This is a genomic window from Streptomyces sp. NPDC001536 (assembly GCF_042894505.1).
Lineage (GTDB): Bacteria > Actinomycetota > Actinomycetes > Streptomycetales > Streptomycetaceae > Streptomyces.
Map to the genome: position 1 here is coordinate 379,498 of NZ_JBIAVQ010000008.1, position 21,688 is coordinate 401,185.

Here is a 21,688-nt window from a genome sequence, read left to right on the forward strand (position 1 = left end):
GCGACAACCGTTCGGTCCTGGGGGAACACATGCGTACACGCGTCGCACAAGCTGTCGGTCTATTGGTTCCGTTCGCACTGCTCCTCGCCGGCTGCGGCAGCGAACACGGCTCCTCACGGTCCCAGACCCGTGATACCGACTCCCGGGCCCAGAAGGTCGCCGACGCCTGGGACGGCTCGCGGGCCGCCGAGGTGTGGCGCAAGGGCTACTACCCGATGGCGGACGTGGTCCAGCTGCCCGACAACGCCTTCCGTAACACGGCCGACAAGACGGCCTACGGCAACCAGAACTTCGTCCTCGACGGTGAACTGCCCACCACCTCACCCGAGAAGGGCAAGGTCGAGTGGCGCGGCGGCGGTTCGCTCACCCTGCCCCTCATGGACGCGCGGCAGGCCTACGACAGCGTGGCCCGCGGCGGCGGCGAGGGACCGCATCTGACCGTGACCAAGGCGAAGTTGGGCGAGACGACCCTGGTCACCAGCCGGGGCCCGGCCACCGTCCCGGCCTGGCTGTTCACGCTGAAGGGGTACGACACCCCGCTCAAGCGCGTCGCCATCGAGCCCTCGGAACTTCCCAAGTCGCCGATCGGGCCCGCCCGGGAGACCCCCATGGACTCGCTGATGCCGCTCGAACAGTTCATCAGGACCAGTGCGGACGGCCGGTCCGTCACCGTCCTCGCGGGCCACGGCGCCTGCGACGACGGGCCCTCCGTGCGCGCCCTGGAGACCGACGGCAGCGTGGTCCTGACCGCGGCGATCGTCGGAGCGAACGACGGTTCGTGCACCGCCAACCTGCTCATGGAGAACGTGACCGTGAAGCTGGAGCGGGAGCTCGGCGAACGGGTCCTCCTCGACGCGTTCACGGGCGCGCCGGTGGCCTACGGACACGACACCCGGCACGGCTGACGCGCTACTTGAGCAGCCGCGACATCCTGCGGTCCGCCAGTGGCCTGCCGCCCGTCTGGCAGGTCGGGCAGTACTGGAGGGAGGAGTCGCTGAAGGAGACCTCGCGGACGGTGTCGCCGCACACGGGGCAGGGTTCGCCGGTACGGCCGTGGACCCGCAGACCGCTCTTCTTCTCGGCCTTCAGCCGGCCGGCCGCCACCCCGCGGGAGCGTTCGACCGCCTCTGTCAGGGTGCTTCTCAAGGCCTCGTACAGACGTCCCGTCTCCGCCGGGGTGAGGGAGGAGGCCAGCTTGAAGGGGGACATCCTCGCCGCGTGGAGGATCTCGTCGCTGTAGGCGTTGCCGACTCCGGCGATCAGGCTCTGGTCGCGCAGGGCGCCCTTGAGCCGGCGGCGTTCGTCCTTCAGCAGGTCCGCGAACCGCTGCTCGTCGAAACCGTCCGCGAGCGGGTCGGGGCCGAGCCGGGCCACGCCCGGGACGTCCTGCGGGTCCTGGACGACGTACACCGCGAGGCGCTTCTGGGTGCCCGCCTCGGTCAGGTCGAAGCCGGCGCCCGTCTCCAGGGCCACCCGCAGCGCGAGGGGGCCCTTGCCGGGGCGGGGCGGGCCGTCGGGGAGGCGGTCCTTCCAATGCAGCCAGCCGGCGCGGGCCAGGTGGGTCACGAGGTGCGGGCCGCCGTCGGTGACGAGGTCAAGGAACTTGCCGTGCCGGTGCACCGCGGTGACCTCGTGGCCCTCCACGGCGGTCAGCGGAGGGTCGTACGTCTTCAGGACGCTGATCGCCACGGGCAGCACCCGCACGATCTCGTGGCCGACCAGGTTCTCGGTCAGGAAGTCCTTGAGCGCTTCGACCTCGGGGAGTTCCGGCATACGTCCAGAGTGCCACCGGGGGCCGGAGTGCTCAGCTCCGCTCCCGCACCACGAACTCGCACCACACGCACTTGCCGCCGCCCCGCGCCTCCACGCCCCACACGTCGGTGAGCAGGTCGACCAGGAGCAGGCCCCGTCCCGAGACCCCCGACTCCCCCGCCTCGCGGCGGCGCGGCAGCGCGCTGGAGGAGTCCTCGACCTCGACGCGCAGGCGGCGGTCGGAGCCGGCCAGGACCCGCAGGGTGACGATGGCGGAGCCCTCGGTGTGCATGAGGGCGTTGGTGACCAGTTCGTCGGCGACCAGCTCGATCTCGTCGGCCCGGTCCCGGGCGCCCCAGGCCCGCACCGCCGCGCGGATCATGTGCCGGGCCTCGGCCAGCGCCTCCGGATCGCCCGAGGCGACGTGCTGCTGGAGGCGGCCGCCGGACTGCGGGGCGTCCAGGCCCCGGCGGCGCAGCAGGAGCAGGGCCACGTCGTCGTCTCCGCCGCGTTCCTCGGCCACGTCGATGAGCAGGTCGGCGAGGTCGCGGACGTCCGCGGGGCCGGCGGCGATGAGCGCGGTGAGGGTCTGCATGCCGTCGTCGAGGTCGGCGCCGGGCGTCTCGACCAGGCCGTCGGTGCACAGCATCAGCGTGTTGCCGGGATCCAGCTCGACCGTGCCGACGGGGTACTCCAGGCGCCCGAACTCGGCGGACAGCCCGAGCGGCAGCCCGCCCTCGACGGGGACGCGGCGGCAGCTGCCGTCGGCCTGCCGTACGAGGGGGTCGATATGGCCTGCCCTCACGACCTGGACGACTCCGGTGGCGAGGTCGGCCTCGGCGTACAGGCAGGTCGCGAAGCGGTCGGTGTCCAGTTCGTGCAGGAAGACGGAGGCGCGGGCCATCACGGTGGCGGGGGTGTGCCCCTCGGCGGCGTACGCGCGCAGGACGATCCGCAGCTGGCCCATGACGGCGGCGGCGTGGGTGTCATGGCCCTGGACGTCGCCGATGACGGCGCCGACCCGGCCGCCGGGCAGCGGGATGAGGTCGTACCAGTCGCCGCCGATGTCCCGGCCGAAGGCGGCCGAGCGGTAGCGGACGGCGACGTCGGCGCCGCGCACGCTGGGGATGGTGCGCGGCAGCATGGCCTGCTGGAGCCCGCTGGCGAGGTCCTTCTCCTGCTCGTAGAACATGGCCCGCTGAAGGCTCTGCGCGATGCTGGAGCCCAGCGCGACGAGGACGTTGCGGTCCTCGGGCGAGAAGCCGCTCCGGTCGCTGTAGAGCAGGCCCATGGCGCCGATGGGCCGGGCCTGGGCGATCAGCGGCAGATAGGCGGCCGCGGTGATGTTGAGGTCGGTGATGTGCGGCCACAGCAGCGGATAGCGCTCGGCGAACTCCTGCGGCGACTCGATGAAGCGCGGGGTCAGGGTGCGCACGACCTCGCTCATCGGGTACGGCTCGTCGATGCGGGTGACGTCGGTCCCGGGGACGAAGCTGCCCGCGGGGCCCTCCGCGACCAGTCTGATCCGGCCGGCCTCGACCAGTCCCATCACCAGGCTGGTGGCGCCGAGATGGGTGAGGCCGTGGGTGTCCTTGAGGACGTCGATGACGTCGTCGACGGTGCGGGCGTAGGCGAGGGCGGCCGTGGTGAGCTGGACGACGTTGGTCTGCTCCTGCCGGGCCTCGTCGCGGCTGGCCCGTCTGCGGCGGTCCTCCAGGTCCTGGACCTCCTGGGTGGCGTCGCGCACGATGCCGACGATGCGGCGCGGGCGGCCCGTCTCGTCGCGCCGGATGTAGCCCTGGGTGTGGGTCCAGCGCAGCGAGCCGTTGCGGCAGCGGATGCGGAAGTAGGTGCCGTAGTTCTCGCTGCCGTCCTTCATGGCCTGGGAGACCAGGGCGTCGAGCCGGTAGCCCTCCGGGGACGGAACCCGGATCGCGAGGGTCTCGGGGTGGCCGTCGTATTCGTCGGGGCGCAGGTCGAAGACCTCGTGGGCCTGGGCGTCCATGTGGAACAGACCGGTGTCCAGGTCCCAGTCGAAGCTGCCCATGCGGTTGAGCGCCAGGATCGGGTCCGGGTGGGCGGGCCAGTCGTCCGGGAGTGACAGGGCGCTCGCTCCCCGATCAACCATGGGGCCACCTTGCCAGGGTTTGTGTGATTCTTCGACTGGTGGGCGTCAGCTTTCCAGCACGGCGGTGGGGCTGTCGAAGATGCTGTCGGTGGTCGTCGGCTCGTCTGGGCTGTCGGGGATCAGACCGCCGCCGTCGGGTACGTCGGGGGTGTCCGGGACGGTCTCGGGGCCGGTCTCAGCGCCGGTCTCCTCCTCGGTGACCGACGGGTCCTCGATCGTGGGTCCGTCGGGCACCGTCGCGGTCGGCGGTGTCGCCGTGGCCGTGGCGGCGGGGCAGGCGGGGTCCTCGGTGACGGGGACGCCGGGGGTGGTGGGGACGCCCGGGGTGACGGTGACGGTCGGGGTCACGCAGTCGGTCGTCGGCCTTTCAGGCAACTCCGGCACTTCCGGCACGGAGTTCCCGGTGCTCGGGCTCGCGCTCAGGCCCGCACTCGGACTCACGCCGGACTCGCTCCGGGACGGGCTCGGCGGGTGCGTCGATGCCGGCGCCAGCGGCTCCGGGCGCGGTACGACGTGGTCGTACCGGGTGTCGTGCCCGCAGCGCCGTTCGATCCAGGTGTTGTCGACGATGTTGATGATCGTGATGTGGGTGACCGCCCGGGGCGCCGGGGCCACCACGACCACCTGGGCGTGCCGGTAGCCGGGCCACGCGCGCCCGCTGGTGGTCGTGGCGCCGCTGCTCTCCCGCGCGGGCGTGAGCGGGTTGCCGCAGGCGCAGCGGACGCGCGGCACACCCCGGGCGTCGACGAGGACGGCCGTGCCGCTCTGGAGGACGGACTGGTAGGTGGTGGTGCGCCCGTCCCGGTAACCGTGGTTGGTGACACGGGTGTCGGCGCGCAGCACGACCGAGGTCAGGGAGCGCAGATACGACGGGATCGAGCCCTGGGAGATGCCCTCGACCCGCGCGAAGGCCCGCCCCTTGGCCGGGTCCGCCGTGAGGTGGCCGATCTGCCGGTTCACATCGCAGCTGCCGGACCCGACGGTGCCGCCGTACAGGCCGGGTGTGCCGCCGGAGATCGACCGCACGCCCGGCTGGGCCGGTTGCTGCGTTCGGGTGACGGGCGACGGTGTGGCCGTCGGGGTCGCCGTCGAGTCCGTGAAGGGGTCGGGGCCCTGGGCCGCGACCGGCTGGAGAAAGAGTTCTCCGCTGGAATTCGTGTTCTCGTCGCCGGAGCCGACGCAGCCGACGACGATCAGCGCCGTCGCGAGCGCGCAGGCCGTGACGAAGGTTCCGGTGGATGGACGCACCGTGCTCTCCCGCCTCATGCCGGGCAGTTCGTCACCATTGTCTGCTTCACTCACTTGGGTTACGCAAGCGGAGGCACGGTACACGGAGCGTGACATAGGGTTCCGGCGCGACAATGAAGGCAGGAGCACGGTCGTGGACTGGTTCACCGCACCCGACTACTGGCTGAGCCGGCTGGTCTTCCAGCGGGCCCTGGCCGGCGTGTACCTCGTCGCGTTCCTGACGGCGGCCCTGCAGTTCCGGGCCCTGCTCGGCGCGCGCGGCATGCTGCCCATCCCGCGTTACGTCCGGCGGATCCCTTTCAAGGCGGCACCGAGCCTGTTCCAACTCCACTACTCGGACCGCTTCTTCGCGGCCTGCGCATGGTCGGGTTGCGCGGTCTCGGCGGCGCTGCTGGCGGGCCTGGACTCCCGGCTCCCGCTGTGGGGCGCCATGGTGCTGTGGCTGCTGCCCTGGGCGCTGTACCTGTCGATCGTCAACGTCGGCCAGACCTGGTACGGCTTCGGCTGGGAGTCCCTGCTCCTGGAGGTCGGCTTCCTCGCCGTGTTCCTCGGCAACGACGAGGTGGCCCCGCCGATCCTGGTGCTGTTCCTGCTGCGCTGGATCCTGTTCCGGGTGGAGTTCGGCGCGGGGCTGATCAAGATGCGGGGCGACGCCTGCTGGCGGAAGCTGACCTGCCTCGACTACCACCACGAGACCCAGCCGATGCCGGGCCCGCTGAGCTGGTTCTTCCACCATCTCCCGCGTCCGCTGCACCGGGCGGAGGTGGCGGCGAACCACGTGACCCAACTCGTCGTCCCCGTCCTGCTGTTCACCCCGCAGCCGATCGCCACGGCGGCCGCGTCCCTGATGATCGCCACCCAGCTGTGGCTGGTCCTGTCGGGCAACTTCTCCTGGCTGAACTGGATCACGATCGTGCTCGCGGTCTCGGCGCTGGAGCTCCCGGGCGATCCGCCCTCGCTGCCCGCCGCCCCGCTCTGGTACGAGATCGTGGTCCTGGCCGTCGCCGCGCTGATCGCGTACCTCAGCTACCACCCGGTGACGAACATGATCTCCCGCCGCCAGATCATGAACCGCTCCTTCGACCCGCTCCATCTGGTCAACACCTACGGGGCGTTCGGCAGCGTCAGCCGGTTCCGGTACGAGGTGGTGGTCGAGGGCACGGCCGACGAGGTGGCGCGCGAGGACTCGGACTGGCGGGAGTACGAGTTCAAGGGCAAGCCCGGCGACCCCCGGCGCTGGCCGCGTCAGTTCGCGCCGTACCACCTGCGTCTGGACTGGCTGATGTGGTTCGCCGCGCTGTCCCCGTCCTACGCCGGTCCGTGGTTCGGCACCTTCGTGGAACGGCTCCTGGAGAACGACCGCGACACCCTCAAGCTGCTGCGCCGCTCGCCCTTCCCGCCCGACGCCCCGCCCCGCTACATCCGCGCCCGCCTCTTCCGCTACCGGTACACGAGCTGGCGCGAGCTGCGGGAGACGGGGGCGTGCTGGGAGCGGACGTATGTGCGGGAGTATCTGCCGCCGACCAGGCTGGCGGGGGTGTCTCAGAGGTCGTAGACGCGGGTGGCGGTCGTCTCGAGGATCCGGGTGTCCGGGCCCGTCAACTCACGTGCGGCGTCCAGCACTTCGCCGTACGGCGCCGCCAGGCGGCACACCGGCCAGTCCGAGCCGAACATCAGGCGGTCCGGGCCGAAGGCGTCCAGGGCGACGTCGGTGTAGGGGCGCAGGTCGTCGACGGTCCAGGTGGTGGGGTCGGCCTCGGTGACCAGGCCGGAGAGCTTGGCGACCGTGTTGGGGTGTGCGGCGAGGGCGCGGAGGTCGGTGGCCCAGGGTTCGAGGGTGCCGGAGGCGATGGGGGGCTTGCCCAAGTGGTCCAGGACGAGGGTGAGTTGGGGAAGGGACGCGGCCGCCTCGACGCAGGCGGGCAGTTGGTGGGGCAGGACGAGAAGGTCGTAGACCAGACCCGCCCCGGCCACGGCGGCGAGGCCCCGCCGTACGTCAGGTCTGAGCAGCCACCGCGGGTCCGGTTCGCCCTGGACCTGGTGGCGGATGCCCTTGAGGTAGCGGCCGCCGGGGAGTTCCCTGAGGCGGGCCAGTTCGTCGGCGATGTCGGGGCGGGTGAGGTCGGTCCAGCCGACGACGCCCGCGATGAGGTCATGGGTGTCCGCGAGTTCCAGGAACTCCGGGGTCTCCTCGGCGACGGTGATCGTCTGGACGAGTACGGTCCGGTCGACCCCCGCGGCGGCCGCCTCGGGCGCGAGGTCCGCCATGGTGAAGTCCCGCCGGATCGGGCTGTCCCCGGCGATCCAGTCCTGGTCGCGCACCGCCAGGTCCCAGAGGTGGTGGTGCGCGTCGACGGTCACGGCAGCTCCCATACGACGGGCAGGCCGGCGGCCGCGCCCTCCTCGGAGTAGTCGTGCACGACGTCGAGGAGCTCGGCCATGCGGGCCTGCCAGGCGACGTTGACGGGGAGTTTCTCCAGCTCGGCGAGGAGCCGGCCGTAGTCCTCGCACTCCAGGACGTGGAAGAGGTCGGTGCCGCTGCGCCAGATGGTCCAGGAGGTGGCGCCGGCGGCGCGGATCGCGTCGGTGAGCTCCTTCGGGACCTCGCGGTGGGCCGCCTCGTACTCGGCGACGCGGTCGGCGCGGACCTTGGTGTGCAGGGCGACTCTCATGACCTCTCCTCCGCCGGCAGGAATCCGGTGTCCCTCAGCTCCTGCCAGAACTCCGGTGGCACCGCGGTCTCGAACTGGTCGGCGCAGTCGTGGACTTCGGCGGCCGACCGGGCGCCCACGAGGACGCTGGTCACCGCCGGATGGGCCGCGCAGAAGGCCAGGGCGGCGGCCCGCAGGGTGGTGCCGTGGCGGTCGGCTACGGACTTCAGGTGCAGGGCCCGGTCCAGCAACTCGGGCGGAGCGCTGGTGTAGTCGTACGTCGCGCCGGGGCGCGGGTCGGCCAGCAGGCCGGAGTTGAAGGCGCCGCCGACGACGACGGAGGTGCCGTGTGCCAGGGCCGCGGGCAGCAGGTCGGTCAGCGCGCTCTGGTCCAGCAGGGTGTAGCGGCCCGCGCAGAGCACCACGTCCACGTCGGTGTCGCGCACGAACCGGGTGAGCATCTCCGTCTGGTTCATGCCGGCGCCGATCGCCCCGACCACGCCCTCCGAGCGGAGCTTCTCCAGGGCCGGGTAGCCCTCCCGGAAGGCCGCTTCGGCGAAGTCGTCGGGGTCGTGGAGGTAGACGACGTCGACGCGGTCGACACCGAGCCGTTCCAGACTGGCGTCCAGGGTGCGCCGGATGCCGTCCTCGGTGAAGTCCCAGACACGGCGGTGGGTGGCGGGGACTGCGAAGCCGTTCACGAGGTCGTCACCGCCGCCGCTCCACGGTTCCAGGCGGCGGCCGACCTTCGTCGAGAGCGTGTACTCCTCGCGCGGGTGCTCGCGCAGGGCCGCGCCGAGGCGGCGTTCGGAGAGGCCGATGCCGTAGTGGGGCGCGGTGTCGTAGTAGCGGATGCCGCGCTGCCAGGCGGCGGACACGGCCGCGTACGCCTGCTCGTCGGTGACCTCGGTGAAGAGGTTGCCGATGCCGGCGGCCCCGAAGCCCAGTCCGCGCGGGGTGCTCACTGGCCCGCCGGGCGCAGTCGCAGGCCCTGCATGCCGCCGTCGACCGCGAGGGAGGTGCCGGTGGTGGCGCCGGACAGCGGGCTCGCCAAGTAGGCGATGGCGCCCGCCACCTCGTCCGCCGAAACCAGCCGGCCGGTGGGCTGGCGGGCCTCCAGGGCGGCGCGTTCGGCGGCGGGGTCGGGGGCCTTGCCGAGGAGGCGGCCGATCCAGGGGGTGTCGGCGGTGCCGGGGGTGACGCAGTTGACGCGGATGCCCTCGCGGACGTGGTCGGCGGCCATCGCGAGGGTGAGGGAGTACACGGCGCCCTTGGTCGCGCTGTAGAGGGCGCGTTGCGGGAGGCCCGCGGTGGCGGCGATGGAGCAGGTGTTGACGATGGCCGCATGCCGGGATCCGCGCAGGTGCGGAAGTGCGGCACGGGCGGCGCGGACCATGCCGACGACGTTGACGTCCAGGACGCGGTGCCACTCGGTGTCGTCGTTGTCCTCGACGGTGCCCTGGGCGCCGATGCCCGCGTTGTTGACCAGTATGTCGAGGCCGTCGAGCTCCGCGACGGCGGCGGCGACCGCCTCGCGCACCGAGGTGTCGTCGGTGACGTCCGCCTTGAAGCCGAGCAGCGGCTCCGCCACCGACGAGGGGTCCAGGTCGAGGACGGCGACCCGGGCGCCGCGTGCGGCCAGGAGTTCGGCCGTGGACCGGCCGATGCCGGAGGCGCCCCCCGTCACCAGCGCCTTGAGACCCTCGAAGTCGTTCATGCAGCCCGTCCCTTCTTCCGCTCGGAGAGGTCCGCCGCCCAGAAGGCACCGTCCGGGAATGTGTACCGCGCGATCGACTCGGTCTTCATGGCGGCCGAGAAGCCCGGCGCGGTGGGTGTCGTGTAGTGACCTTCCCTGATCACCACCGGGTCGAGGAAGTGGTCGTGCAGATGATCGACGTACTCGATGACCCGGTCCTCGGTGGTACCGGTGACCGCCACGAAGTCGAACATCGACAGGTGTTGGACAAGTTCGCACAGACCGACGCCGCCGGCGTGCGGGCACACCGGTACGCCGAACTTCGCGGCGAGGAGGAGGATCGCGAGGTTCTCGTGGACGCCGCCGACGCGGGCCGCGTCGATCTGGACGACGTCGAGGGCGCCGGCCTGGAGGAGCTGCTTGAAGACGACCCGGTTCTGGACGTGCTCGCCGGTGGCCACCTTCACCGGGGCGACGGCCCGGCGGATCGCCGCGTGGCCGAGGATGTCGTCGGGGCTGGTGGGCTCCTCGATCCAGTAGGGGTCGAACTCGGCGAGGGCCTCGGTCCAGCGGATCGCGTCGTCGACGTCCCAGCGCTGGTTGGCGTCGATGGCGACGCGGATGCCGGGGCCGACGACCCTGCGGGCGACGCGGCAGCGCCGGATGTCGTCGTCGAGGTCCGCGCCGACCTTCAGCTTGATCTGCCGGAAGCCGTCGGCGACGGCCTGGTTGGCGAGCCGGGTGAGCTTCTCGTCGCTGTAGCCGAGCCAGCCCGGGGAGGTGGTGTAGGCGGGGTAGCCGCGCTCCAGCAGCGCGGCCGTGCGTTCCGCGGCGCCCTCCCGGCCCTTGCGGAGGATGTCCAGCGCCTCTTCGGGGGTGAGGGCGTCCGTGAGATAGCGGAAGTCGATCTGGGCGACCAGCCACTCGGGGTCGGCGTCGGCGAGCAGCCGCCACAACGGTTTGTCGGCGCGTTTGGCGGCCAGGTCCCATACGGCGTTCATGACGGCGCCGATCGCCATGTGCATCACGCCCTTCTCGGGGCCGAGCCAGCGCAGCTGGCTGTCGCCGATCAGGTCGCGGTTGAGGGTCCCCGGGTCCGCGCAGAGTTCGCCGACGTCCCGGCCGACCACGTGGTGCCTGAGCGCGTGGATGGCGGCCACCTGGACCTCGTTGCCCCGCCCGATGGTGAAGCTGAAGCCGTGCCCCTCGTGTCCGTCGGTCCCGTCGGTGCGCAGGACGACGTACGCGGCCGAGTAGTCGGGGTCCGGGTTCATCGCGTCGGAGCCGTCGAGCTCGCGCGAGGTCGGGAAACGGATGTCGTAGGTGTCGACCGCTGTGATGCGGACGGGGGTCGGTGACACTGAGGGCCTCTCGGTCGGGGTCGTGGGAGCGGGCGGGTCAGTCCTGGGCCCGGCCGGTCGTCACACGGGCGATGATCAGGGCGAGCAGGATGATTCCGCCGTAGATGGCCTGGATCCAGAAGGACGGGACCTGGGCGAGGGTGAGCAGGTTCTGGACGACGCCGAGCAGGAGGACGCCGGTCAGGGCGCCGAACATGGTGCCCTTGCCGCCGTCGAGGCTGATGCCGCCGATCACCGCGGCCGCGAACACGGTGAAGATCATGTTGTTGCCCTGGTTGGCGCTGATCGCGCCCACGTACCCGGTCTGCATGATCCCGCCGACCGCGGCCAGGGTGCCCGCGACCACGAACACGCCGAGCATGACGCGTTCGACGCGGATACCGGCGGCGCGGGCCGCGTCGGCGTTGCCGCCGATGGCGTACAGGGCACGGCCGACGCGGTGGTACTTCAGGACGAGTCCGGCGACCGCGAAGGCGATCGCCGCGACCCACACGGACATCGGGACGGTCAGGAAGGTGGTGGTCGCCAGGGAGTAGAAGCTGTCGGGCATCCCGAACAGCGTCTTGCCCTTGGTCGCGCCGACCAGCAGTCCGCGCAGCACGATCAGCATCGCGAGCGTCACGATGAACGCGTTGAGCTTGAACTTGACGACGAGGACGCCGTTGAACGCGCCGACGGCCGCGCCCACCAGCAGAACCGCGAACAGGGCCAGTGCGGCCGGGAGTTCGGTGCCCCAGCCGGACTGTGCGGCCGGCAGCACGAGCAGCGCGCCCACGGCGGGCGCGATACCGACGACGGACTCCAGGGACAGGTCGAACTTGCCGGTGATCAGCACCAGCGACTCGGCGAGCACGACCATCGCGAGCGCGGCGGAGGCGCCGAGGATCGAGATCAGGTTGCGTTCGGTGAGGAACGAGTCGTTGACGATCGTGCCCAGCACCACGAGTACCAACAGGGCGGGGACGAGGGCGAGTTCGCGGGCGCGGCGGAGCAGGACCGTACGGGCCGAGCGGGGGGCCAGGGCTTGTACGGGCGTGAGCGGTCGGGCCGCCTTGGTGTCAGCCATGGTCCACTCCTTCGATGGAGGCGATCAGCTCGTGGTCGTGCCAGCCCGCCGGGTGTTCGGCGACCACGCGGCCGTGGAAGAGGACGAGGACGCGGTCGCAGCGCCGGAGGTCGTCGAGTTCGTCGGAGACGACGAGTACGGCTGTCCCGTCCTGCCTCGCGGTGTCCACACGGGACAGCAGGGATTCCTTGGACTTCACGTCGACGCCCGCGGTGGGGTTGATGAGCACCAGCAGGCGGGGGTCGGAGGCGAGGGCGCGGGCCATGACGACCTTCTGCGCGTTGCCGCCGGAGAGGTCGGAGACGGGCTGGTCGGGGCCCTCGGTGTGGATGTCGAGCCGTTCGATCAGCTCGGTGGCGAAGCCGCGCTTGCGGTCGCTGCCGACGAAGCCGAAGCGGCCGAGCCGGTCCAGGACGGTCATGGTGGCGTTGTCGCCGATGGTCATGCCGAACACCAGGCCCTGGCCGTGCCGGTCGCGCGGGACGCAGCCGACACCGGCCTCCAGGGACTTGCGCACGTCCCCGAACGGCAGCTGCTCGCCTTCGAGTCGTGCCGTGCCGCTGGTGGGTGTGTGCAGTCCCGTGAACGATTCGGCGAGCTCGGTCTTGCCGCTGCCGCTGATGCCGGCGAGCCCGACGACCTCGCCTCGGCGCACGGTCAGGTCGACGTCCTGGTAGGCGTCCGAGGTGAGGCCACGCGCCTCCAGGACGACGGGTGCGGTGCTGTCCACGTCCCTCGCCGCCACCGTCTGCTCGGCCACGGTCTCCCCGGCCATGGCCTCGACGAGGGCCGCGCGGGGCATGTCGGCCACGGGGGCCGTGGTGATCCAGCGGGCGTCCCGCAGGACGGTGACCGTCTGGCAGACCTCGTAGACCTCCTGGAGATGGTGGGAGATGAACAGGAAGGTGACGCCGTTCTCCTGGAGGGCCCGCATCCGGGCGAAGAGCCGCTCGATCTCCCGGTTGTCGAGCTGGGCGGTCGGTTCGTCGAGGACGATGAAGCGGGCGCCGAAGCTCAACGCCCGGGCTATCTCCACCATTTGGCGGTCCTCGACCTTGAGGTCGGCGGTGCGGGCCTCCGGGTCGACGCGCACGTCCCAGGTGTCGAGGAGTGCGGCGGCCTCTTCTCTGAGGCGGCGCCAGCTGATGAAACGGCCCTTGAGGGGCTGCCGGTTGATGAACAGGTTCTCGGCGACGGTGAGTTCGGGGACGACGGTCGGCTTCTGGTAGACGCAGGCGACCTTGCGGCGCCACGCGTCCCGGTCGGCGAGCGCGGGTGCGGGCTCGCCGTCGAAGCGGACCTCGCCCTCGTCGGGCGCCTGGAGGCCGGTGAGGACGGTGACCAGGGTCGACTTGCCGGCGCCGTTGCGGCCGACGAGGGCGTGGGACTCGCCGGGCAGGACGGTGAGCCTGCCGTCGGCGAGGGCGGTGGTGGGGCCGTAGCGCTTGACGATGCCGTGCGCTTCAACGAGTGCCGTCGTCACTGGACCGTGTTGCCCCACAGCTCGGGGTCGTCGACGTTCTCCTTGGTGACCAGGGGCGCGGGCAGCTGGTCCTCCAGGATGCCGCTGGGCAGCTTGACGATCGTGGAGTCGTGGTCGGTGGGGCCGGGCTGGAACGTCTTCCCCTGCATCGCCGCCTTGATGTAGTACATGCCGTACTTGGCGTACAGGTCGGCGGGCTGGGAGACGGTGGCGTCGATCTCGCCCTTGCGGATGGCGTCGTACTCCTGCGGGATGCCGTCGTTGGAGACGATCGTGATGTGGCCCGACTGGCCCGCCTTCTTCAGCATCCCCTTCGACTTCAGGGTCTGGAGCGTCGGCGCGAGGTAGACGCCGCCGGCCTGCATGTAGATGCCCTTGATGTCGGGGTTGGCGTTCAGGAGGGTGTCCAGCTTGGAGGCCGCGGTGTCGGACTCCCACTTGGCGGGGATCTCCAGCACCTTCAGCTTGGGGAAGTTCTTCTTCAGACAGGCGCGGAACGCCTCCGAGCGGTCCCGGCCGTTGACCGAGGCGAGGTCGCCCATGATCTGCACGACCTTGCCGGAGGGGATCTGCTTGCCGAGGTAGTCGCAGGCCTTCTCGCCGTAGGCGACGTTGTTGGCGCGGACGACCATGGCGACCTTGCCCTTGTCGGGCGCGACGTCGACGGCGACCACGGGGACGCCCTTGCGCTCGGCCTGGTCGAGGCCGGCCTCGATGGCGGCGCTGTCCAGCGGGGCGACGACCAGGCCCTCGACGCCCTGGTTGAGCTGGTTGTTGATGTCGGTGATCTGCTGCGAGGGGTCGCTGTTGGAGTTGACGGTCTTCAGCGCGTCCACGTCCTCGGACTTCGCCATCTTCGGGACGTAGTCGTTGTACGACTGCCAGAACGGCGAGGTGAGCAGGGGCAGGATCACCCCGACCTTGCCGGTGCCGTCCCCTCCTCCCCCACCGCCGGCCGAGTCGGCGCTGTCCTTGGTGCTCCCGCACGCGCCGAGCACGAGCGAGGCGACCGCGGCCGCTGCCACCGCGCCGACCATCCGAGACCTGTTCCGCTTTCGCACTGTCCTGCCGGGCATCTGACGGCTCCTCGTTGAGCGGGTTCGAGCAGATGACCGCATACTTATCAGACCACTCTGTCGAAAGAACACCCTCAGGTGGCGAATTTCCCGGAGTTTGGGTCGTAGTGGTCGGACCACATCCGTGGCTAGACTTCCGCCACCCGGTGAGTGGAGGAATGGCGTGGACGACGAGACGGCCCCGCAGAAGGGCACCGTGACCCAGCGCGCCATCGACCGGATCAAGGCGATGATCGGCGAGGGCCGGCTGGAACCGGGACAGCGGCTGCCCACCGAGCGGGATCTCGCCGTCCAGCTCGGCATCTCCCGCAGCTCCATGCGCGAGGCGATCCGCGCGCTCACGGTCCTGGGGGTCCTGGAGGCGCGGCACGGATCGGGCATCTACGTCACCCAGCTGGAGGCCGGCGATCTGCTGGAGACCTTCGGCGTGGTCGCCGACCTCTCACGGGGACCGCAGCTCGTCGAGCTGCTGGAGGTGCGGCGCGTCCTGGAGTCCACGGCCACGGCGATGGCAGCGGCCCGCATCACGCCGGACCAGCTGGCCGAGGTGGAGAAGCACCTCACCGCGATGAACCTCACCGACGACCCCGAGGAGATCCTCGCCCACGACCTCGCCTTCCACCGCGAGATCGTGGCGTCCGCCGGCAACGACACCATGGCCGCCATCCTCGACGGCCTCTCCTCCCGCACCTTCCGCGCCCGCGTCTGGCGCGGCTACCAGGAGGAGGGCGCGTTCACCCGGACCCGGCGGGAGCATGCCGCGATCCATCGCGCGCTGGTGGCGCGTGACCCGGAGGCGGCCCGGGCCGCGGCGGCGGCGCATGTGGGGGAGGTGGAGCAGTGGCTGCGGAGCCAGTTGGGTCCCTGACGCCGGCCTTCTCGCCGAGGACCGCTTCCGCCCCACCTCGCCCCGTCAGGCGCGCCGCATCCGCAGCGTCACCAGCTCGAACGGCCGCAGCCGCAACGACACCCGACCTCCCTCGCGCTGCACGGCTTCCTCCAGCGGCCGCTCCAGCAGATCCGTGGCCGCGACCTCCGCGACCTCGAAGTCCGCGGTGAGCGTCGCCCTGCCCCGGCCCCCGTGCGCCTCGTGCAGCCGCACGACGACGTCGCCGCTGCCGTCGTCGGCCAGCTTGACCGCCGTGACGACGACCGCGTCGTGATCGACGCTCACCAGGGGAGCGACGTCCCGAGCACCCGTGAGGCGCCGTTCCGGCAGATTGATCCGCCACCCCTCCCGCACCGCGTCCCCGATGGACGCCCCGGGGATCAGTGCGTGCCGGAAGCGGTGGACGCCCTGGTCGGTCTCGGGGTCGGGGAAGCGGGGGGCGCGCAGCAGGGAGGCGCGGACTGTGGTCGTCGTGCCGCGGTCGCCGTCGGTGCGGACCGTGCGGGTCACGTCGTGGCCGTAGGTCGAGTCGTTGGTGACGGCGACCCCCCAGCCCGGTTCCTCCAGGTGGAGGAAGCGGTGGTTGCAGGCCTCGAACTTGGCCGCCTCCCAGCTGGTGTTGGTGTGGGTGGGGCGGTGGAAGTGTCCGAACTGGGTCTCGGAGGCATAGCGTTCGGCGTGTACGTCCAGGGGGAAGGCCAGCTTGAGGAACTTCTCCGTCTCGTGCCAGTCGACCTCCGTGTCCAGCAGCAGCCGCCGCTCCCCGGCCGCGAGTGACAGCACCTGGGTGACGCGGGACGAGCCGAAGGACCGTACGATCCGGACGTTCTCTCCCTCGGGCGCGACCTCCTCTGCCGCCGTCAGGTCCGTCACCGTGTTGCGGTAGAACTCGTCGACGTCCCACGCGTCCCACATGTTCGGGAAGTCCGGGTGGAGCTGGAGGAGGTTGGCCGCGGCGCCCGGGGCGATCGTCTCGCGGTCCGCCTCGATGTCGTACGCGGAGACGACGAGTCCCTGGGCGTCGATCTCGACCCTCAGCAGGCCGTTGTCCAGGACGAAGCCGCCCGCGAGGCGCGGGGTGAGATGGGTGCGGCCCTCGGCGGTGGGTGCGCTCGCGCCGCCCGCGAGGACACCGTCGCGGGCATGGGGCGCCGAGTTGAACAGCAGCTCCCGTACGCCCTCTCCGGCCAGGGCGCGTTGGGCCGCCTCGATGATCGCGGTCAGCTCCTCGGCGATGCGCTTGTAGGTCCGCCGTGCCTCGCGGTGCACCCAGGCGATCGACGATCCCGGCAGGATGTCGTGGAACTGGTGGAGCAGCACCGTCTTCCAGATGCGGTCCAACTCCTCGTACGGGTAAGGGAATCCGGCCCGCACGGCCGCCGTCGCCGCCCACAGCTCCGCCTCGCGCAGGAGGTGTTCGCTGCGCCGGTTGCCCTGCTTGGTCTTGGCCTGGCTGGTGAGGGTGGCGCGGTGGAGTTCGAGGTAGAGCTCGCCGACCCAGACGGGCGCGTCGGGGTACTCGGCCTCGGCTTTCTCGAAGAACTCCGCGGGGGTCTCCCAGACCACGGTCGCCGAGCCTTCGAGGTCGCGCAGTCGGGCCGCCTTGGCGACCATCTCGCGGGTCGTGCCGCCGCCTCCGTCACCCCAGCCGGTCGGGGCGAGGGAGTGCCGGGCGACCCCCTTGTCCTTGAAGTTGCGGGCCGCGTGGGCGATCTCGCTGCCCTTCATGGAGCAGTTGTAGGTGTCGACGGGCGGGAAGTGGGTGAAGATCCGGGTGCCGTCGATGCCCTCCCAACGGAAGGTGTGGTGGGGGAACTTGTTGGTCTGGGACCAGGAGATCTTCTGCGTCAGCAACCACTTGGAGCCCGCCGCCCGGATGATCTGCGGGAGTCCGGCGGCGAAGCCGAAGGTGTCCGGCAGCCACGCCTCGTCGTTCTCGATGCCGAACTCGTCGAGGAAGAACCGCTTGCCGTGCACGAACTGACGGGCCATCGCCTCCGAGCCCGGCATGTTGGTGTCCGACTCCACCCACATGCCGCCGGCCGGCACGAACCGCCCGTCCGCCACCGCCTTCTTCACCCGCGCCCACACCTCGGGGCGGTGGTCGCGAACCCAAGCCCACTGCTGGGCCTGCGACATGGCGAAGACGAACTCCGGCTCGTCCTCCAGCAGAGCGGTCATGTTGGACGTCGTACGGGCCACCTTGCGTACCGTCTCCCGCAGCGGCCACAGCCACGCCGAGTCGATGTGGGCATGGCCGATCGCGCTGACGCGGTGCGCGGAGGGCACGGCGGGCTCGGACAGGACCGTTTCAAGGCGTACCCGTGCCTGCGCCGCGGTGCCGTTCACGTCCTGGAGGTCCACGGCGTCCAGGGCCCGGTCCAGCGCCCGCACGATCTCCGAGCGGCGCCCCGAGTCCATCGGCAGCTCGTGCATCAGCTCCCCGAGCACCTCCAGGTCGAGGACGAGCTGCCACACCGTCTCGTCGAAGACGGCGAGGTCCATGCGGGTGAGCTTGTACTGGGGTTCGCTGCCCGCCGTCTCCTTGTCGCCCAACTGCGTGGGCAGGAAGGGGTGGTAGTCGAGGATGACGGGATTGGAGGCGGCCTCGATGTGCAGCCGCACCTCCTCGCCGCCCTCGACGGGCGCGCCGATCCTGACCCACTGGTTGCGCGGGTTGAGGCCCTTCACCGGGGTGCCGTCGGGCCGGTACACCAGGCCCTCGCACTGGAAGCCGGGCATGTTCTCGTCGAAGCCGAGGTCCAGCAGGGCCTCGACGGTCCGGCCGGCCCATGCCTCGGGGACGGTCCCGGTGACCCGGAACCAGCTGGTCCCCCAGGGAGCACCCCAGCGGGCGCCGACCTCGATCGGCTCGGGCTCGGCCGCCAGCCCCTCGGCGACCGGCACCGGCTCATCGGGGGCGTGCCACACCGCCACTTCCAGCGGCACGGACTCGGGGTACACGGCGGGGCGGATGCGCTCGTCGAGGACGCGCTGGAGACGGGCCTCGACCAGACGGCGGTCGTCATGCATGCGGGGTGCTCCCAGGCTGAGGGGGATGGTTACCAGGTGTGGGTGACGGTGGCCGGAGCCGACGACGTGTACAGCTCCCCCACGGCGCGCAGTTCGAACCGCGACGCCCGCTCGCCCTGTTCGGGCTGGAGGCCGCCGAGGAAGTACGCCTTCTGGCAGGTGCCGCCGAGGAAGCACCGGGTGCCGTCGGAGAGGAGGCGGTGCAGGGTGTAGTGGCGTACGTCGCCGGGGGCGGGGTTCCAGGCCACGCGCAGGTCGCCGCCGGACGCGGCGGTCACACGGAAGCCGGTCGGTGCCGGGGGTGTACTGAGGGCGTCCCGGACCGCGAGACCGCCCAGCCGCCACTTCACGGGCCCGGTGGTCGCGGTGAGCCGCACGCCGAGCGCGTGGACGGTCCCGGTCAGACCTGTGAGCCGTACGGTCGCCGTCTGCCAGGTAGTGCCCGAGTTCACCGGCAGGACAGGCAGATAGGTGTACGACGGTGGGGACCCCGGCGTGCCCGGTTCACCCGTCGCCACCGCCAACTCGACCTGCACGGCGCCCGCGTCGGTCCGGTGCGTCAGCTCGACCACCGTGTCGGCACCGATCGGCAGCCGTGTCGCATACACGTCCAGCACGGTCGGCGCGTCCAGTTCGCCGTCCACCAGCACGCTGCTCCCTCCGCGCCAGGCGTCCGCGAAGTCGAAGCCGACAGCCGGCCGCCGCCCCTCGGTCCGCACCACCCACCGCCGTGACGGCAGCCGGTCCTGGAGGCCGAGGTGGTTCCAGGGCACGTCGGACGTGACCGCGCCCTCCTCGTACCATCGCAGCCCGTGCCCGGTGTTGAACACGCTCGCGAACGGAACCGACGTCACCGTCGACCGGTCGGCGACGGACACGGCGGGCGCCCGCCAGGTGTCCGTGCCGTCGGGCCGGGACGGGTCGAGCGAACGGCCGGTCCAGAACCGGTCGTCGGCCGCGTGGAAGTCTGCCGGTGTGCGGGGCGCGGGCAGGTGGTTGCGGGTCCACTCGGGCCGGTACAGGCCGATCGAGGTCACGTGCGCCCGGCCGGCGGGCACGATGGCGTCCCAGTTCTCGGACGTGTTCCAGCCGTTGGCCTCCACGTCGACGCCCGCCCACAACTCGTAGCGGCTGCGGCCGAGTTGCTGGGCCAGCTGACCCGACGACGCCAGACCGGCCGACGTCCAGCGGAAGTCCACGAACATGTCGTCGGCGGTCTCGAAGAAGGCCTGGTTGCGGCTGTTCAGCGCGCCCTGCCAGCTCACCGCCCCGTTCACGGTCATCGAGTCGTACCAGGTCACCCGCTGCCCCCGGGCCGCCGCGAGGGACTTCAACTCCCGCAGGAAGCCCAGCATGGCCGCACCGAGCGCGCTGTCCCCTCCCCCGGTCTCCGCGTTGACGAACCACCCGTCGAAGCCGTACGCCTCGGCCACCGCGACGAGTTGGGCGGCGAGCGGGTAGCGGCCGGCCGCGTCCTTCTGGACCAGGTCGCGGGTCCACTGAAGCTGACCGCCGTAGGCGACCGGGGGCAGGAAGATGTTGCCGAGGACGGGCACGCCGTGCCGGTGGGCGGCGTCCACGATGGGGGCGTTGGGCGCGAGGATCAGTCCCTCGCCCGAGGAGCCGCCCCAGAAGACGAGTTCGTCGACGTAGGCCCAGTGTCCGAAGGCGTAGTAGTCCGCGGTCGCCGCGCCTTGTGAGGGGTTGCCCGCCGTCGGTCCGAAGGAGACGAGGGACTGGACGCGGGCCTGTCCGGAACGGGCGGTCGCGTTCACCGGGGCCGGGGTGAAGCGGGCGGCGAGGGGGACGGACGCCGCGTTGAAGGCGAGGTCGGGGTCGTCGGCGGCGCGCCAGGTCTTGAGGCCGCGCCAGGTGATGCCGGTGCCGGGAGTGCCGGAGGGCAGGGAGTCCGGATACCAGTAGGAGGCGTACGGCTGGAGGGCGGCCGCCGCCTTCGGGGCCGCGGTGGCGGACGACGTGGGCAGCAGCGCGGCCGCCGCTCCGGCGAGCAGGACGGTGCGTCTGGTGGGGTTCACGAGCGGGTGCCTCCTTGTGGGGTGGGGAGTACCTGGTCGGACGTGACGACTTCGGTGATGCCGCGCGCGGTGAGGTGGTCGGCGTCAGCGGCGTGGGTGTCGAGGACGGTGGTGGGCCGGGCGCCGTCGGCGACGAGCCGGAAGAAGGCGTCGTAGACGGGCCCGCCCGGTGCGCACAGGGAGCGCCTGGACGGGTGGGCGGGGACGACGAGTGCCGTGGTGCGGATTGCCGGGATGTGCGTGGGCCCGTCCGCCGCCTTCGCGAGCACCTTCGCGAGGTCCTTGGGCCGGCGGTCGTTGGTCAGCAGGCCTAGCCCGTATTCGAGCGCGGGGAAGTCGGCGAGGTCCCGCGACACGTCGTGCGAGCACCACCAGGTGATGCCCCACAGGTCGGGGCAGTCCAGGGCGTTCGCGACGGTCGCCTCGGTGAAGGCGGCGGCGTGCTCGGGCGGGACGAGGGGCGCGGGGGCGCCGACCTCCTGGAGCCAGACGGGACGGTGCGGGTCGTCGGCCCAGGCCTTGCTCAGCTCGACGAGGTACGCGGCGTGGTGCTCGGTCGGCACAGAGGTGCGGCCGTGCCGCTGGGCGGTGCCGTTGAAGACCCAGGAGTGCACGGCCGTGACGGCACCCAGCCGGGCGGCCTGCGCCGGGGTGAACGGCTGGTCGTCCTGGTACCAGGTCGCGTCGTACTCGGCGTGCAGGTGCAGCCTGCCCGGCGCCCCCTCCTCGCAGGCGGCGAGCAGTCTCGTGAGCCAGGCGTCGATCTGCTCGGAGGTGGCCCGGTCGGGGTCCGGGTGGGGGCCCGCCGAGAACTGGTTGACCTCGTTGCCCAGGGTCATGCCGATGAAGTTGGGCCGGTCGGCCAGGGCAGCGGCGAGCGTGCGCAGGTAGGCCGCCTGGCCCTCGACGACGTCCGGGTCGGTGAAGAGGTTGCGCCGGTGCCAGGTCCGGGTCCAGGCCGGCACGAAGTCGAAGCTGCTCAAGTGCCCTTGCAGTCCGTCCACGTTGACGTCGAGACCGCGTTCGGCGGCGGCGTCGGCCAGCCGCACGAGGTCCGCGACGGCCCGCTCCCGGATCAGGGTGCGGTTGGGCTGGAAGTACGGCCACAGCGGGAAGACCCGGATGTGGTCCAGGCCCAGCGCGGCGATCGAGTCGAGGTCGGCGCGGACGGAGTCGAGGTCGAAGTCGAGCCAGTGGTGGAACCATCCTTGGCTGGGGGTGTAGTTGACGCCGAAGCGCACGGCAGCAGGCATGTGGTGGTCCTTGAAC

Annotated in this window: 17 protein-coding genes; 3 read left to right on the forward strand and 14 right to left on the reverse strand. The window is 71.4% G+C overall.

What is annotated here, in order from left to right:
- The first annotated feature begins 29 nt into the window (after nt 1-29).
- Entirely contained in the window at nt 30-905 is an 876-nt protein-coding gene (locus ACFY0U_RS23770; protein ID WP_388638889.1) for a hypothetical protein, read from the forward strand.
- Nucleotides 906-909: 4 nt separating this feature from the next.
- Here the strand turns inward: ACFY0U_RS23770 and ACFY0U_RS23775 are convergent, their stop codons facing one another.
- The 3 genes from ACFY0U_RS23775 to ACFY0U_RS23785 are packed head-to-tail and all read right to left on the reverse strand — an operon-like array spanning nt 910 to nt 5,128.
- Nucleotides 910-1,773: an Fpg/Nei family DNA glycosylase gene (locus ACFY0U_RS23775; RefSeq protein WP_388638890.1), complete on the reverse strand. Its 864-nt coding sequence runs from the start codon at nt 1,771-1,773 to the stop codon at nt 910-912.
- A gap of 31 nt (nt 1,774-1,804) precedes the next feature.
- The gene (locus ACFY0U_RS23780; protein ID WP_388638892.1) at nt 1,805-3,880 is read right to left on the reverse strand and encodes a SpoIIE family protein phosphatase; all 2,076 of its coding nucleotides are present in this window, start codon (nt 3,878-3,880) and stop codon (nt 1,805-1,807) included.
- A 45-nt stretch (nt 3,881-3,925) separates the two neighbouring features.
- On the reverse strand, nt 3,926-5,128 hold the full coding sequence (locus tag ACFY0U_RS23785) for a DUF6777 domain-containing protein (protein ID WP_388638893.1): 1,203 nt from the start codon (nt 5,126-5,128) through the stop codon (nt 3,926-3,928).
- Nucleotides 5,129-5,261: 133 nt separating this feature from the next.
- Between ACFY0U_RS23785 and ACFY0U_RS23790 the strand changes: the two genes are divergently transcribed.
- On the forward strand, nt 5,262-6,683 hold the full coding sequence (locus tag ACFY0U_RS23790) for a lipase maturation factor family protein (protein ID WP_388638895.1): 1,422 nt from the start codon (nt 5,262-5,264) through the stop codon (nt 6,681-6,683).
- On the opposite strand, the gene ACFY0U_RS23795 is transcribed toward ACFY0U_RS23790, so the two are convergent.
- From ACFY0U_RS23795 to ACFY0U_RS23830, 8 genes are read right to left on the reverse strand one after another with little or no spacing between them, the layout of a single operon-like run.
- Nucleotides 6,671-7,489, reverse strand: a complete 819-nt coding sequence (locus ACFY0U_RS23795) for an amidohydrolase family protein (protein WP_388638897.1) — start codon at nt 7,487-7,489, stop codon at nt 6,671-6,673. The two genes, ACFY0U_RS23790 and ACFY0U_RS23795, sit on opposite strands and share 13 nt — an antisense overlap.
- Entirely contained in the window at nt 7,486-7,800 is a 315-nt protein-coding gene (locus ACFY0U_RS23800; protein ID WP_388638899.1) for an L-rhamnose mutarotase, read from the reverse strand. Before ACFY0U_RS23800 ends, ACFY0U_RS23795 begins: the two co-directional genes overlap by 4 nt.
- Entirely contained in the window at nt 7,797-8,744 is a 948-nt protein-coding gene (locus tag ACFY0U_RS23805; RefSeq protein ID WP_388638901.1) for an aldo/keto reductase, read from the reverse strand. The genes ACFY0U_RS23800 and ACFY0U_RS23805 overlap by 4 nt, the downstream gene beginning before the upstream one ends.
- Nucleotides 8,741-9,496 (reverse strand): SDR family NAD(P)-dependent oxidoreductase, encoded by a 756-nt coding sequence (locus ACFY0U_RS23810; RefSeq protein ID WP_388638903.1) that lies wholly within the window; start codon nt 9,494-9,496, stop codon nt 8,741-8,743. The genes ACFY0U_RS23805 and ACFY0U_RS23810 overlap by 4 nt, the downstream gene beginning before the upstream one ends.
- Complete coding sequence (locus ACFY0U_RS23815) at nt 9,493-10,836, reverse strand: L-fuconate dehydratase (RefSeq protein WP_388638905.1); 1,344 nt, start codon at nt 10,834-10,836, stop codon at nt 9,493-9,495. Before ACFY0U_RS23815 ends, ACFY0U_RS23810 begins: the two co-directional genes overlap by 4 nt.
- A gap of 37 nt (nt 10,837-10,873) precedes the next feature.
- Nucleotides 10,874-11,902: an ABC transporter permease gene (locus tag ACFY0U_RS23820; protein WP_388638906.1), complete on the reverse strand. Its 1,029-nt coding sequence runs from the start codon at nt 11,900-11,902 to the stop codon at nt 10,874-10,876.
- Nucleotides 11,895-13,385: a sugar ABC transporter ATP-binding protein gene (locus tag ACFY0U_RS23825; RefSeq protein WP_388638908.1), complete on the reverse strand. Its 1,491-nt coding sequence runs from the start codon at nt 13,383-13,385 to the stop codon at nt 11,895-11,897. Before ACFY0U_RS23825 ends, ACFY0U_RS23820 begins: the two co-directional genes overlap by 8 nt.
- Nucleotides 13,382-14,461 carry a sugar ABC transporter substrate-binding protein gene (locus tag ACFY0U_RS23830; RefSeq protein ID WP_388638910.1) on the reverse strand — a complete coding sequence of 360 codons (1,080 nt, stop codon included), beginning with the start codon at nt 14,459-14,461 and terminating at the stop codon, nt 13,382-13,384. The genes ACFY0U_RS23825 and ACFY0U_RS23830 overlap by 4 nt, the downstream gene beginning before the upstream one ends.
- A gap of 163 nt (nt 14,462-14,624) precedes the next feature.
- On the opposite strand from ACFY0U_RS23830, the gene ACFY0U_RS23835 reads away from it, so the two are divergent.
- Nucleotides 14,625-15,329, forward strand: coding sequence for a FadR/GntR family transcriptional regulator (locus tag ACFY0U_RS23835; protein ID WP_388638911.1), 705 nt, complete (start codon nt 14,625-14,627; stop codon nt 15,327-15,329).
- 45 nt (nt 15,330-15,374) lie between these two features.
- Here ACFY0U_RS23835 and ACFY0U_RS23840 read toward each other — a convergent pair whose 3' ends face one another.
- Genes ACFY0U_RS23840 through ACFY0U_RS23850 form a run of 3 tightly spaced genes read right to left on the reverse strand, consistent with a single transcriptional unit; the run spans nt 15,375 to nt 21,672 of the window.
- On the reverse strand, nt 15,375-18,383 hold the full coding sequence (locus tag ACFY0U_RS23840) for an alpha-mannosidase (RefSeq protein ID WP_388638913.1): 3,009 nt from the start codon (nt 18,381-18,383) through the stop codon (nt 15,375-15,377).
- Between the two features lie 29 nt (nt 18,384-18,412).
- The gene (locus ACFY0U_RS23845; protein ID WP_388638915.1) at nt 18,413-20,419 is read right to left on the reverse strand and encodes an endo-beta-N-acetylglucosaminidase; all 2,007 of its coding nucleotides are present in this window, start codon (nt 20,417-20,419) and stop codon (nt 18,413-18,415) included.
- A complete protein-coding gene (locus ACFY0U_RS23850) occupies nt 20,416-21,672 on the reverse strand; it encodes a glycosyl hydrolase (RefSeq protein WP_388638916.1) in 1,257 nt (418 codons plus the stop codon). The genes ACFY0U_RS23845 and ACFY0U_RS23850 overlap by 4 nt, the downstream gene beginning before the upstream one ends.
- Between the last annotated feature and the right edge of the window lie 16 nt (nt 21,673-21,688).

Coding starts and splice junctions, on each gene's coding strand:
- ACFY0U_RS23770 (WP_388638889.1), top strand. CDS start 30: ATGCGTACACGCGTCGCACAAGCTGTCGGTCTATTGGTTCCGTTCGCA.
- ACFY0U_RS23775 (WP_388638890.1), bottom strand. CDS start 1,773: ATGCCGGAACTCCCCGAGGTCGAAGCGCTCAAGGACTTCCTGACCGAG.
- ACFY0U_RS23780 (WP_388638892.1), bottom strand. CDS start 3,880: ATGGTTGATCGGGGAGCGAGCGCCCTGTCACTCCCGGACGACTGGCCC.
- ACFY0U_RS23800 (WP_388638899.1), bottom strand. CDS start 7,800: ATGAGAGTCGCCCTGCACACCAAGGTCCGCGCCGACCGCGTCGCCGAG.
- ACFY0U_RS23810 (WP_388638903.1), bottom strand. CDS start 9,496: ATGAACGACTTCGAGGGTCTCAAGGCGCTGGTGACGGGGGGCGCCTCC.
- ACFY0U_RS23820 (WP_388638906.1), bottom strand. CDS start 11,902: ATGGCTGACACCAAGGCGGCCCGACCGCTCACGCCCGTACAAGCCCTG.
- ACFY0U_RS23830 (WP_388638910.1), bottom strand. CDS start 14,461: ATGCCCGGCAGGACAGTGCGAAAGCGGAACAGGTCTCGGATGGTCGGC.
- ACFY0U_RS23840 (WP_388638913.1), bottom strand. CDS start 18,383: ATGCATGACGACCGCCGTCTGGTCGAGGCCCGTCTCCAGCGCGTCCTC.
- ACFY0U_RS23850 (WP_388638916.1), bottom strand. CDS start 21,672: ATGCCTGCTGCCGTGCGCTTCGGCGTCAACTACACCCCCAGCCAAGGA.